Here is a 12,702-nt window from a genome sequence, read left to right as displayed (position 1 = left end):
CCGGCCGCGATCCGACCTCCACAGCAGCGGGCCCGGGGTGCCGCTGCGCCTTGATCGGCCCCACAGTGGGGTCATGACCGCGCCCGCAGCCCACCGCCCCGACCACCCGTCGAGCCCGAACCCACCCGGGGCTCCCCACATGAGCACCGGGCGAGCCGGCGAAGAACTGATCGCCGGCCTGCTGGAGCGCTCCGGATGGACCGTGAGGGACCGCAACTGGAGACCGGCGCCGTCCCCGGGGCGCCCACGGGGCGAGCTGGACATCGTGGCGGAACGCCAGGGCGCCGTCACGGTCTTCGAGGTCAAGACACGCACCGGAGGGGACTTCGGCCACCCGTGTGAGGCTGTGGGTGCCGAGAAGCTCCGGCGCCTCCACGTCCTCGCCCGTGCCTGGGCCCGTGAGAACGGTCAGGCCGGGGTCCCGTCCGTGGACGTGGTTGCCGTGCACTGGCCCAGAGGGTCCTCTCCGCGTGTGGAGCACGTGGGTTCCATCGGCTGGCTCTGACCTCGGGGCCACCCCGGCCGGGCCGTCCGGCCGCTCGGGGCAGAGCCGCCCACCGCGACGTAACACGTCATGCGGCCCGCTGATGCTGTTCCGGGGTGGACACATTCACGTGGATGCACCGTGCATTAGGAGATCCCCTGTGCGGCGTGTCACGGTATGACGGGGCAGGAACCAGGAGTCCGTGGACGGGGGAATGGCATGAGAACCGCTGCGTGGTTGCCGCATGCGCTGTCTGCCACCGCTGTGGCGGCCGCCGTGGCACTGGGCGTCGTCGCGTGCTCCCAGACGGGCAACGATCCGAACGGGCATCCCACCGTCAGCTCATCCGTGGTCTCGGCGGACGGCGACCTGCACCCCGGCACTTTCCGCGCGTCACTGCCCAACGGCGCCACCGTGCGGATCACGGTCCCCGCGGCGGTGCCTTCCAGTGACGAGCTCGAACGGCTGCGGCGGGAGGCGGGGGTCGAACGGGCCACCTACGCCTCGGTGGAGATCGACAACACCCGGGGCCACTCACCCGTCTCCGTGAGCCGCCTCATCCTCACGGCGCGCGACGGCGCCACCTACCAGCTCGAGCACGTGTCACGGGCGGTCGAGAAGTGGCAGCCCCGGTCCTTCGAGGGCGCCTACCGGGCGCCGGACGGTTCAACCCTCTCCCGGGAGAAGGCGTGCAAGGTGAAGCGCCGGATCGCCGACGCGGCGGACGCCGCCACGGGCCCCGTCCCCGCCGGGCAGAAGGGACGCAACGTGCTGGTGGGGGACATTGACGGGATCCCCGATCGCTTCGCGAGCCTCGAACTCGTTCCCGTGATCGGTGACCGTGAAGCCGCACCGGTGCGGCTGCAGCCCGACACGGGGCGCCACGGGGGCACGGGCACGGAGTCGTGGGATCCCAGCATCCCGCTGGAGGACGACGAGTACCAGGAGGACCCCGGGGACGGGTCGAGCGTGGGGCCCGGCGGGGACCTGCCGGATCCGCCGCCGGAGGAGCCTGCTCCGTCCGGTACCCCCGCGCCGGGCGCGCCGGTGGACCCTGCCCTCCCCGGGCCCGTCGAGCCGGATCCGATCGTGCCCGGCCCAGGGGATCCCGGCCCGGGTGATCCGGGTCCGGTGGACCCGGGGCCCGTCGATCCCGGGCCCATCGACCCGGGCCCGGTGGATCCCGGGCCGGTGGACCCCGGACCCACCGACCCCGGGCCCGTTGATCCAGGGCCCGTGGAGCCAGGCCCCGGAGATCCCGGCGGAGGAGAACCTGGCGCCGGGGGCCCGTCCCCAGGAGTGCCCGACCCGAGCATTCCCGCGCCCAGTGGAACTGTTCCTTCGAGTGTCGCTCCGGCCCTTCCGGCCCCTGCCCCCGACATGCCGCATCCCCCGGTGCCGAGTGCCCCTCCGACGGCGACGCCGACTCCCACGGCGCCGGGGCCGTCCCCCGTCGAGACCTCTGCTCCCGACGTGCCGCGGGCGCGTCCGGCCCCCACGCGGGGTCACACCGTGCCCGGCTCACCTCCGGCGCTCCCGGCCCCGGCTCCTACGGCGCCCAGGACACCTGCGGCGCCGTCGCCCGCTCCCGGCCTGCCCGGATCATCCCCGTCCCCAGAACCCGCCTCCGGGGCGCCGACAGCACATCCTGGGTCGGCGCACGGACCCACGGCGCCCGGGTCATCCCCGACGTCGTCCCCCGCGGCGTCAGAACCGGGGGAGCTGCCGCCACCAGAGGCCCGTCCCGAGGATCCCACGATGCGCTGGTCGACGACGCGCGGTCTCGCGGCGGACCCCGCGATCTGCTCCGAACCGCTCTCGAGTCCCGGGCCATCGACGGGCCTGAGGAGCCACCGCACTCTCTGACGCCTTCGACGCGCCTGGGCGCGGTGAGCGCCCTGCACACTCCACGGGAATCGTGGTGGCCTCAGTGGCGGGGGAGGCACGGTGGGTGCCATGACATCAGTTCTCGCCCAACCGTCCCGCGCCGCTCCGGCAGGTGCGCGGTGAAGGGGTTCGCCCGCAGCCGCAGTGTCGCCCTAATCGGTCTGGAGGGGTACGTGGTGGACGTGGAGGCGGACATCGGGCAGTCGCTGCCGGGCTTCACGATCATCGGTCTGCCGGACCAGGCGGTCAACGAGTCCAAGGAACGCATCCGTTCCGCGGCACGTCATGCCGGCGCCCCTCTGTCACCACGCAAGATCACGGTGAACCTTTCACCGGCCACACTTCCCAAACGTGGTTCACACTTCGACGTCGCCGTCGTGATGGCGGTCCTCAGCGCCCAGGGCGTGGTGCGTGTCCCCCCGGACACCGTCTTCTTCTCGGAGCTGGGGCTGGACGGTTCCCTGCGCCCCGTCCGGGGAGTGCTCCCGGCGGTCCTCGCGGCCGTGCGCGAGGGGTGCCCACACGTCGTGGTGGCGGATGCCAACCGGGAGGAGGCCGAACTCGTCACGGGCGCAACCGTGAGCTCAGCTGGGCACCTGGCCCGTCTGCTGGTCGAGTTCGGGGCAGACCCCGCGCTTGCGGCCAAGGTAGAGCCCGCCGCGCCGGGGCCGGGGCCCTCGCACACTCCGCAGACGCGGGCGGTGGCCCAGGAGCAGGATCCGCGGGACCTGACTGACGTGGTGGGTCAGATCGAAGGGCGCAAGGCCCTGGAGATCGCGGCCGCCGGTGGCCACCACCTGCTCATGGTCGGCCCACCGGGCGCGGGCAAGACCCTGCTCGCGGAGCGCCTGCCGGGTATCCTCCCGGACCTCGAGGACGAGGACTCGCTCGAGGTCACCTCGGTCCACTCCCTCCGTGGGGACTCCGGGTGCTCGGCCCTGATCAGGCGGCCGCCTTTCCAGTCCCCGCACCACGGGACCACGATGCCCGCTATGTGCGGGGGAGGCAGCGGCATGCCGCGGCCCGGTGCCATCTCCCTGGCCCATCGTGGCGTGCTGTTCCTGGACGAGGCGCCCGAGTTCGACCGCAGGGTGCTGGACGCGCTGAGACAACCCCTCGAGTCCGGCACGGTTACGATCGCGCGGGCCCAGTCCGTGGCGCAGTATCCCGCCGCGTTCCAGCTCGTGCTGGCCGCCAATCCCTGTGCCTGCGGCCACGCGGGCGGCACCGGACAGGCGTGCACGTGCAGCTCCGTGCAGCGCCGCCGCTACTTCGGAAAACTCTCGGGTCCGCTGCTGGACAGGGTGGACGTGCAGCTGCGGGTGCCCGCAGTGACGTACCACGAACTCAGCGCGGTGTCGGGGGATGCTCCCGAGAGCAGCGCGACCGTGGCGCAGCGGGTCGCGCAGGCCCGGGGCGCCCAGCAGGAACGGCTGCGTTCTCTGGGCTGCCGTCTGAATGCCGGCGTCCCCGGGGCGCTGCTGCGCCGCAGACTTTCCCCGGGTGCGGACGCGGTGGAGCCATTGAGGGCCGCCATGGAGCGCAGGGCGCTCACGGCACGGGGATTCGTGAAGGTCCTGCGCGTGGCGTGGACCCTCGCGGACCTCGACGGCGCGGTGGTGCCCACCCGCGAGCACGTTCAACTGGCCCTCTACTTCAAGACCACGGTGACGACATGACCGGCGACCAGTTCAGCCAGAACGCTGCAGATTTTCAGCACCCGGCCGATTCCACGGAGGACGTGAGGGCGTGCCGCACTCGTCTGGCCCGCATCATCGAACCGAGCGACACGGCCGGACTGCTCCTGCTGCACGCGCTTGGGCCCCAGGTGCTGTGGCGGAGCATCACCGAGCTGCAGGAACCCACTCGCGCCCTGCGCTCCGTGCTGCACAAGGCGACGCAGGAGTGGCTTCCGGGTTCCCGGACTCCCGACCTGACCGCCCGCTTCGAGGCATGGCGGTCCAGGTTGCCGGTCCCCGCGACGGACGTGGAGCAGCGCCACGCCCTGCGCATCGGTGCCTGGACGGTGATTCCGGAGGACCCGGACTGGCCCGTACAGCTCGCTGATCTGGGGCTGCAGCAGCCGATCGTGCTGTGGGGACGCGGAGACCGGGCGCTTCTGGGACGTCTCCGGGGCAGCGTGGCCGTGGTGGGGTCCCGCAACGCCAGCGCGTACGGTGCCGCCGTGACGAGGGGCATCGCCCAGGAGCTGGTGGCGGCCGACCGGTGCGTGGTGTCCGGGGGCGCCTTCGGGATCGACGCCGAGGCGCACACCACGGCATTGCAGACGGCTGCGGGGCCCGGGGCCACCGTGGCGGTCCTGGCCTGCGGTGTGGACCGGTTCTACCCCGCGGGCAACGCCGAGCTGCTCGGGCGGATCTGCCAGCGCGGCCTGCTGCTGAGCGAGGTGCCTTTCGGGTGCGCTCCCACCCGGTACAGGTTTCTTCAGCGCAACCGGATCATCGCGGCCCTCACGTGCGCCACTGTGGTCACGGAGGCCGCATGGCGCTCGGGATCCCTGAACACGGCGCGGCACGCCGCGGGGCTCTCCCGGGAGGTGGCGGCCGTGCCCGGTGACGTGCTCGTGGGCAGCTCGGCGGGGTGCCACCGCCTCGTGCGGGAGGACCACGCGGTGCTCGTCAGCAACGGGAGCGAGGTTCTCGAGCTCGTGGCACCGCTGGGCACCCCGCCCGACGAGACCCACCCAGGCGCGAGCGGTCTGGACCGTCGTCCCGAGGACGACCTGGACCCCCAGCTGCTGCGCCTCTTCGACGCCCTGCCCCTGCACCGCGATGCGGATCCCTCGTCGCTCTGCCGCGTCTCGGGGCTGGCGCCGGGGGACGTCCTCGCCGGTCTGGTCACTCTCCGGGAGCGCGGCCTGGCCACGGACTCGCTCCTGGGGTGGCGACGAGTAGGCTCCCAGCATGGCCGGCCAGGACGAGACCCCCGCTGACGGACGCACCTTCACGGACGGGCGCACACCCGCTGGCGGACCTCCCACCCCGGGCGGACGCACACCCGCTGGGGGACGTCCCTCGGCGGTCGAGCGCACCGTCGCGGTGGGACGAGCAGCCACGAACGGGAGAGCCGCTCCCCGCACGCGCGCCTCCCGGCCCGTCGACGCCGCCGAGCGGACGTCCCCGGCGACGAGCACGGAACCCGGGCCGCTCGATCACTACCTGCCAGGATTCCGTGCCCATCTCGGTCTCGAGCGCTCGCGCAGCGACAACACGGTTCGGGCCTACACCACCGACATCGCGGACCTGTCGCGCTGGATGCATGGGACGGGCATCGACGACATCGACCTGCTGGACAGGGACGCCCTGCGCGGCTGGCTCGCCGACCGGCACCAGCGGGGACTGGCCCGCAGCTCGATCACCCGGGGCATCGCCGCTGTGCACACGTTCTTCCGCTGGGCCGTGGACACCCAGGGCCTGCGTCACGATCCGGCCGCCGGGCTCAAAGGCCCCCGCCCCGCCCGCCACCTGCCGGAGGTCGTCGGAGCCACCGCACTGTCCACCATGCTGGAGACTCTCGCGGACACGGCGCTGGGGGAGCACGAGGACGAAAGGGCTGCCGCGCTGGCCGCGCGGGACTGGGCCCTGCTGGAGCTGCTCTACGCCACGGGTGCGCGCATCGGCGAGCTGGTGGGGGCGGACCGTGCCCACCTCGACCGCACGCAGCACGTGCTCACCGCGACGGGCAAGGGGAACAAACAACGGCGAGTGCCCTACGGACAGAGGGCGGGGGAAGCACTCGCCCTCTGGGAGCACCGGAGGCCGGCCCTGGCAGGGCCGCGCGCCGCTGATGCCCTGTTCCTCGGGGCTCGTGGGGCGCGCATCGATCCGCGCGTAGCCCGGGGGGTCGTCGCGAGGGCGCTCGACACCGTTCCGGACACCGGCGCCCGCGGCCCCCACAGCCTGCGGCACAGCGCGGCCACCCACCTGCTGGACGGGGGAGCGGACCTGCGCAGCGTGCAGGAGCTCCTGGGCCACGCCACCGTGGCCACCACGCAGATCTACACCCACGTGTCCGTCGATCGGCTCCGAAAGGCGTACTCACAGGCTCACCCCCGAGCTTGACATTCGAGCTCGCAGTGCCCACCAGGTTGACCGTGGGTGGGCCCTGCTGGACAATGAACCAGAGTGCGGAAGTTCGCCCCGGCCTCGAATCCGTGGCGGACGTCACCTCGCTCGTTTCAACTGCATCACGGCGCCGAGCTGGCAGCGCTGAACCTCCGAGCAGGACGTTGGGGAAGACGTACCTACACGATGGAGGAACAGGCTATGTCTTCACCCACCACGCGCGGAGTGCTCTACGTGCACTCCGCGCCCCAGGCGCTCTGCCCCCACATCCAGTGGGCACTGGAATCCGTGTCGCATCGGCGGACGGATCTCGAGTGGACCCCGCAGAACGCCGAGCCGGGTTGCGTCCGTACCGAACTCGAGTGGTCCGGCCGTGCGGGCACCGGTGCGCTTCTCGCGTCCGCCCTTCGCACCCTGGGCCGGGTGCGCTTCGAGGTGACCGAGAACGCCAGCCAGGGCAGTGACGGGTCCCGGTGGTCCTTCACCCCGGACCTGGGCATCTTCCACGCCACCACGGACGTAGCCGGAAACATCTGCGTGAGTGAGGACCGGATCCGCTACGCCTTCGAGGCGGCCGGGGGAGACCCCGCCGCCGTGGTGGAGGAGCTCTCGCTTGCGCTGGGTGAGGCCTGGGACGAAGAGCTCGAACCGTTCCGCCACGCGGCCGAGGGCGCCCCCGTGCGCTGGCTCCACCGCGTGGGCTGATCGAGGGCACGCCCGACCACCTGCACACACGCCTCCCGGGCAGCGCAGCCGCACCTCCGTCCGCGGCGCGCGCTGCACCCCCCCCACGGCGCTCGCTGCCCCCCACCACGGCGCAGTGGCGGGGGCCGTCTCTGGTGAGGTGGTGCAATCGATGACCTGGGGGTTCTGATCCCTCCGGAAGAACCGGTGTGGGGCGCCGCAGTTCCTTTGTTCGTCACCGCGAACCGGTGCGCCCAGCTCACGCCCGACCGCGCGGCTCAGGCCTGACAACAACAGAGCCCCGGTGGTCCCCACAGCGGGGAGCACCGGGGCTCTGTCACGGGCGCGCTTCCTGACCCCGAGAGGGAGCCCGGGGCGCCGTTACATCGACCGGAAAGCGGCGACGGAGTTGTGACCGCCGAACCCGAAGGAGTTGGAGATCGCGACCATGTCACCGGCTGGCAGCTCCCGCGCCGTGGTGACCACGTCCAGGTCGATGCGCGGATCCTGGTTCTCCAGGTTGATGGTGCAGGGCGCCACCCGTTCGGTCAGGGCGAGGACGGCCAGGACACCTTCCACGGCACCCGATCCGCCGAGCAGGTGGCCGGTCATCGACTTGGTGGCGGACACGGCCATCTGGTCCACTGCGTCCCCGAACGCCACACGCAGGGCACTCGCCTCGGGCACGTCACCCACCGGGGTGGACGTGGCGTGGGCGTTGACGTGCTTGACGTCCGCGGGGGTGAAGTCCCCGGATTCCATGGCCTCCCGCAGGGCACGGGCGGGGCCGCCGGCCTCACCGGTGGCCGGAGCCGTGATGTGGAACGCGTCCGAGCTGAGCCCGGCACCGGCCAGCTCGGCGTAGATCCGGGCGCCACGTGCCTTGGCGTGCTCCTCGGACTCGAGGATCACCGCACCAGCGCCCTCGCCCATGACGAATCCGTCACGGTCCATGTCGAAGGGGCGGGAGGCCCGCTCGGGCTCGTCGTTTCGGCGGGACAGCGCCTGCATGGAGTTGAAGGCGGCCATGTTCATGGGGTGGATGGCGCTCTCGGCGCCCCCCACGATCATCACGTCCGCCTTGCCGGAGCGGATCAGCTGCAGACCCTGGAAGAAGGCCTCGGTCCCGGAGGCACAGGCTGACACGGGTGTGATGGCGCAGGCACGGGCCTTGAACTCCATGCTCACGGAGGAGGCGTTGCCGTTGGGCATGAGCATGGGAACCGTCATGGGCTTGACACGGCGGTGCCCCTTGGTGCGCATGGTGTCCCATCCGTCCAGGAGGGTCCACACACCACCGATGCCCGTGCCGAAGGCAACGCCCAGACGCAACGGGTCGACGTCGTCGCTGGAGTCCGCGTCCTTGCCGGAGAACCCGGCGTCGGTCCAGGCCTCGCGGGCCGCGGCCACGGACAGCTGGCCGGAAGGGTCAAGACGCTTGGCCTGCACGCGGGACACGACGTCCTCCGCGGGCTTGGGGCACTGCGCGCCGATGCGGACGGGGAGGTCGTACTCTTCGACCCAGTCCTCTTCGAGGGCGTGAACGCCCGAGACGCCCTGGAGGGCGTTCTTCCAGGTCTCCTGGACGTTCTCACCGATGGGCGTGATGGCACCCAGGCCGGTGACGACTACTTTGCGGGACATGTTCTGCACTTCCTCGTGTCCGAAATCGCAGGTGTTCCAGGAGCTGCTGCTGTCCAGCCACCTGGCGTGACGGCGGCGGCGCACCTCCTGCACAGGGGGTGCGCCACCGCTCGCCCGGGCATCAGGCCTGGGCGTTGTCGATGAAGTTGACGGCGTCCTCGACGGTCTTGAGGTTCTTGACCTCTTCGTCGGGAATGGTGACGTCGAACTTCTCCTCGGCGTTGACCACGATGGTCATCATGGAGATCGAGTCGATGTCGAGGTCCTCGGTGAAGGACTTGTCGAGCTGCACGGCTTCGGTCTCGAGGCCGGTCTCTTCGTTCACGATCTCTGCCAGGCCGGCCAGGATTTCGTCTTTGCTCGCCATTTCGGCTTCCTTTCGTTGAGGTCGCGCAACGCAACCGTTCTTCGTGACCACGGGGTTTCGGTGGAACCCCCGCTCGGAGCGCCCGATTGCTCGGGCGGCCCGTGGACAAGAGGTGTGCGGTCTAACCCTACGACACCCCGGGGACTGGATCAGGGCAGGAGCACCACCTGTGCGCCGTACACCAGACCGGCCCCGAAGCCGATCTGCAGGGAGGGCTTGCCGGACAGTTCCGGGTGCTCCGCGAGCAGACGGTGGGTTGCCAGGGGGATGGAGGCCGCGGAGGTGTTGCCGGCCTCGGCGATGTCCCGGGCAACGATCACGGACTCGGGGAGCTTGAGCACCTTGGCCATCTGGTCGATGATCCGCATGTTGGCCTGGTGCGGCACGAAGGCGGCGAGGTCCTCCGGGGCCAGACCGGAGGCGTCCAGGGCCTCCTGGGCCACGCGAGCACCCTCCCACGAGGCCCAGCGGAACACGGTCGGCCCGTCCTGGCGCAGCGTGGGCCACATGGTGGCGTCCGGGTCCATCTCACCGGTCTCGGGATCCACGAGATCCTTGGCGAAGCTGCGCTGACCCCCGCGCTCGACGGCGCGGATGTCGGTGAGCGGGTGGGTCATGCGGATGGCGTCCCACTTGGAACCGTCCGAGCCCCACACCGACGGACCGATCCCGGGGACGTCCGAGGGGCCGATCACCACGGCCCCGGCGCCGTCGCCGAGCAGGAAGGAGATGGAGCGCTCCGAGTTGTCGATCACGTCGGAGAGCTTCTCCACTCCGATCACGAGCACGTTGGTGGAGTCACCGGAGCGCACGAGCGCATCCGCCTGCGCGATTCCGTAGCAGTACCCCGCGCACGCCGCGGAGACGTCGTACGCCGCGGCGGGCGTGGCCCCGAGCCGGTCCGCGAGCTTCGCGGCCAGGGACGGGGTGAGGTAGGGGAAGGACACCGTGGAGACGATGATCGTGCTCAGCTGCTCACCGGTGAGGCCGGAGTTCTCGAGCGCCTCGCGTGCCGCGTGCTCCGCCATGTCCAGGACCGACACGTCAGCCGGGGCGCGGTGACGGGTGTGGATGCCGGTGCGCTTGACGATCCACTCGTCCGAGGAGTCGATCCACTGGCAGACGTCGTCGTTGGTCACGATCTCCGACGGCCGGTAGGCACCGATGCCCAGGATGCGCGTGTGGGCGTGGGGAATGTTCTGTTTGATGGTCGCCACGGGAGGCCGACTCCTTCGATGGTGCGGATCTCAGCGAGTGCGGGTGGATCACCCTTCTCAGGCCAGCGTACTCCGCACCTGGTCCAGGTCCTGCGGGGTGTTGACCGCCGTTGCGGGGACACCCTTGAGGCCCCTCCTGGCCAGTCCCACGAGGGTTCCGGCGGGCGGCAGCTCCACGATCTGCGTGACGTCCATGTCCGAGAGGGTTGCCATGCAGGCGTCCCAGCGCACGGGGCGGCACACCTGCTCCACGAGGGAGTCCAGGAACGCCGCGCCACTGGTGGTGCGGGCGCCGTCGTGGTTGCTCAGCAGCGCGTGCTCAGGATCCTGGGGGGAGAGCTCGGGAACGAGGGTCCGCAGCGGCTGCAGTGCGGGGGCCATGTGCTCCGTGTGGAAGGCGCCGGCCACCTTGAGCCTGACCACCTTGGCGCGGGTGGGCGGGTTCTCGGCGAGAGCGTCGAGCTGCTCGAGGGTTCCTGCTGCTACCACCTGACCGCCCCCGTTGGCGTTCGCGGCCGTGGCGCCCACGGCGGAGATGGCGGCGGCCACGTCCTCCGGGGTGCCGCCGAGGACGGCGGCCATGCCCGTGGGGGTTGCCGAGGAGGCGGCGGCCATCTCGGTGGCGCGGACCCGAACGAAGCGCATGGCCTCGGCCTCGGTAAGCACGCCAGCCAGGGCCGCAGCCGTGATCTCACCGACCGAGTGCCCGGCGAGCACCACGTCGGAGCGTCCCTCGAGCTGCGGGGCGATCAGCCGCCCGGCGAGCAGTCCTGCGGCGACGATCAGCGGCTGGGCCACCGCGGTGTCCTTGATGGTGTCCTCGTCCGCCTCGGTGCCGTAGTGCGCGAGGTCCAGCCCGGCGGCGTCGGAGAGCTGCTCGAGGTGCTCGGGAACGCCCGGCACGGCCAGCCACTCGGTGAGGAATCCTGGTTTCTGTGACCCCTGACCGGGGCAGACGAGTGCAATCACCCGTTCATTCCACCAAGTCGGGGGGCCCTCGCGGCACACCGGGCCGCACCAAGCCGGGCAGGGGGATTTGTGGCTTCCCTACAAGCCGATGTCAGTCGGTGCTCGACAGCCGCCCCGCGAGCAGGGCGCAGTGCAGCACGAAGGCGTCCCGGGGGAGCAGGGGGTCCCAGCCGGTGATGTCGCTGACGCGCCGGAGCCGGTACCGCACGGTGTTCGCGTGGACGAAGAGCTCGCGCGCCGTGGCCTCCAGGGAGTGTCCCACGCTGAGGTAGGTGGTGAGGGTGTCCACCAGGCCGGTGGAGGAGGCGGACAGCGGCTCCCAGACGGCGTCGACCATGGCGGTGAGCGCCAGCGGGTCCCCGCTGATGGCCCGCTCGGGCCACAGGTCCTCGGAATCCGTGGGGCGGGGTGCCTGGGGCCAGGCCGCCACCGCTCGAAGTCCCGCGTTGGCGCGGTCCGCCGACTCCTTGGCCTCGAACACGGTGGCCACGGGGGGACCGTGGACCACGGGACCCTCCCCGAAGACGCTCGCGAGCCGGGACAGGGACCGGGCCCCGTCCTTGAGACCACCCAGGACGAGGACCAGCCGGTCGGTCTGGATGGCCACCAGGCACTCCGCCGCGTGGCGCTCGACGACGCGCCGGATCCGTTCCACGCCGGCGGGCCCGTTGGTGCTCGGCGCGCGTCCCACCACCACGGTCACGTCCCCCCGGTCCGTCCAACCCAGCGCCGAGACCCGGGAGCGCAGGTTGTCCGAGTGGTCGCCCCGCAGAATGCCGTCCACCACGAGGGACTCGAGACGGGCGTCCCACGATCCGCGGTTCTCGGCAGCCTTGGCGTAGACGTCCGCGGCGGCGAACGCGACCTCGCGGGAGAACCGCAGCACGGCCTCGCGCAGTGCCACCTCGTCGTTGTGCTGCGCGAGCTCGGGAACCTTCTCCTCCACGACGTCCACGACGATCCGCAGCACCTGCAGGGCGTTCTGCAGGGTGATGGACCGGGTCAGCTCCGTGGGGGCCTGCTTGAAGATCTCCGTGAGCACCCACACCGGCTCCTTGGGGTTCTCGTACCAGCGCACGAAGGACGCGATGCCGCGCTGCGCCAGCAGGCCCAGCTCGGACCTCTCGTCCGGGCGCAGCTGCGAGAACCACGGCAGGGTGCTCGCGAGCCGCTGAACCGCCACCGTGGAGACCTGCCCGAGGTTGGCCTTGAGGTTCTCCAGGGTCCTGGGGTGCGGTGCGGCCTGCTGCCGACCGCGCAGGGGCCACGTCACCCGGCGGGAGGTGCGGGGCTTGCGGGGTGCGGACCCGGTGGCGTCGGTGGGCATGAGACGAGGGTAGTCGATGCCCTGCACGGTTCCCCGAG

General features: G+C 71.5%; 10 protein-coding genes. 5 read left to right on the top strand and 5 right to left on the bottom strand.

All coding sequences use genetic code 11. The features are described 5' to 3' along the window. The first annotated feature begins 139 nt into the window (after positions 1-139). The 5 genes from P8S73_RS02235 to P8S73_RS02215 all read left to right on the top strand — a co-directional run bounded on the left by P8S73_RS02235 (position 140) and on the right by P8S73_RS02215 (position 7,161). Positions 140-505 carry a YraN family protein gene (locus P8S73_RS02235; RefSeq protein ID WP_019308980.1) on the top strand — a complete coding sequence of 122 codons (366 nt, stop codon included), beginning with the start codon at positions 140-142 and terminating at the stop codon, positions 503-505. Positions 506-2,490: 1,985 nt separating this feature from the next. Then, positions 2,491-4,050 carry a YifB family Mg chelatase-like AAA ATPase gene (locus tag P8S73_RS02230; protein WP_019308982.1) on the top strand — a complete coding sequence of 520 codons (1,560 nt, stop codon included), beginning with the start codon at positions 2,491-2,493 and terminating at the stop codon, positions 4,048-4,050. Next, positions 4,047-5,324 (top strand): DNA-processing protein DprA, encoded by a 1,278-nt coding sequence (dprA, locus tag P8S73_RS02225; protein WP_019308983.1) that lies wholly within the window; start codon positions 4,047-4,049, stop codon positions 5,322-5,324. Before P8S73_RS02230 ends, dprA begins: the two co-directional genes overlap by 4 nt. Next, complete coding sequence (locus P8S73_RS02220; protein ID WP_019308984.1) at positions 5,296-6,453, top strand: tyrosine-type recombinase/integrase; 1,158 nt, start codon at positions 5,296-5,298, stop codon at positions 6,451-6,453. Before dprA ends, P8S73_RS02220 begins: the two co-directional genes overlap by 29 nt. Positions 6,454-6,657: 204 nt before the next feature. Then, positions 6,658-7,161 carry a DUF3145 domain-containing protein gene (locus tag P8S73_RS02215; RefSeq protein WP_019308985.1) on the top strand — a complete coding sequence of 168 codons (504 nt, stop codon included), beginning with the start codon at positions 6,658-6,660 and terminating at the stop codon, positions 7,159-7,161. A gap of 360 nt (positions 7,162-7,521) precedes the next feature. Here the strand turns inward: P8S73_RS02215 and P8S73_RS02210 are convergent, their stop codons facing one another. From P8S73_RS02210 to P8S73_RS02190, 5 genes are all read right to left on the bottom strand, one after another. Continuing rightward, on the bottom strand, positions 7,522-8,784 hold the full coding sequence (locus P8S73_RS02210) for a beta-ketoacyl synthase (RefSeq protein ID WP_029603089.1): 1,263 nt from the start codon (positions 8,782-8,784) through the stop codon (positions 7,522-7,524). A gap of 121 nt (positions 8,785-8,905) precedes the next feature. Next, a complete protein-coding gene (locus P8S73_RS02205) occupies positions 8,906-9,151 on the bottom strand; it encodes an acyl carrier protein (RefSeq protein ID WP_019308987.1) in 246 nt (81 codons plus the stop codon). A 149-nt stretch (positions 9,152-9,300) separates the two neighbouring features. Continuing rightward, positions 9,301-10,368: a beta-ketoacyl-ACP synthase III gene (locus P8S73_RS02200; protein WP_019308988.1), complete on the bottom strand. Its 1,068-nt coding sequence runs from the start codon at positions 10,366-10,368 to the stop codon at positions 9,301-9,303. Between the two features lie 57 nt (positions 10,369-10,425). After that, positions 10,426-11,337, bottom strand: coding sequence for an ACP S-malonyltransferase (locus P8S73_RS02195; protein ID WP_019308989.1), 912 nt, complete (start codon positions 11,335-11,337; stop codon positions 10,426-10,428). A gap of 91 nt (positions 11,338-11,428) precedes the next feature. Continuing rightward, the gene (locus P8S73_RS02190; RefSeq protein WP_035884967.1) at positions 11,429-12,664 is read right to left on the bottom strand and encodes a CdaR family transcriptional regulator; all 1,236 of its coding nucleotides are present in this window, start codon (positions 12,662-12,664) and stop codon (positions 11,429-11,431) included. Between the last annotated feature and the right edge of the window lie 38 nt (positions 12,665-12,702).

This window comes from Kocuria sp. ChxB (genome assembly GCF_044359605.1).
GTDB classification, from domain to species: domain Bacteria; phylum Actinomycetota; class Actinomycetes; order Actinomycetales; family Micrococcaceae; genus Kocuria; species Kocuria rhizophila.
This window is presented reverse-complemented; position numbering and strand designations above follow the sequence as displayed.

Excerpts from the sequence above, each read along its gene's own strand:
- P8S73_RS02235 (WP_019308980.1), top strand. The coding sequence starts at position 140 with ATGAGCACCGGGCGAGCCGGCGAAGAACTGATCGCCGGCCTGCTGGAG.
- dprA (WP_019308983.1), top strand. The coding sequence starts at position 4,047 with ATGACCGGCGACCAGTTCAGCCAGAACGCTGCAGATTTTCAGCACCCG.
- P8S73_RS02220 (WP_019308984.1), top strand. The coding sequence starts at position 5,296 with ATGGCCGGCCAGGACGAGACCCCCGCTGACGGACGCACCTTCACGGAC.
- P8S73_RS02215 (WP_019308985.1), top strand. The coding sequence starts at position 6,658 with ATGTCTTCACCCACCACGCGCGGAGTGCTCTACGTGCACTCCGCGCCC.
- P8S73_RS02210 (WP_029603089.1), bottom strand. The coding sequence starts at position 8,784 with ATGTCCCGCAAAGTAGTCGTCACCGGCCTGGGTGCCATCACGCCCATC.
- P8S73_RS02205 (WP_019308987.1), bottom strand. The coding sequence starts at position 9,151 with ATGGCGAGCAAAGACGAAATCCTGGCCGGCCTGGCAGAGATCGTGAAC.
- P8S73_RS02190 (WP_035884967.1), bottom strand. The coding sequence starts at position 12,664 with ATGCCCACCGACGCCACCGGGTCCGCACCCCGCAAGCCCCGCACCTCC.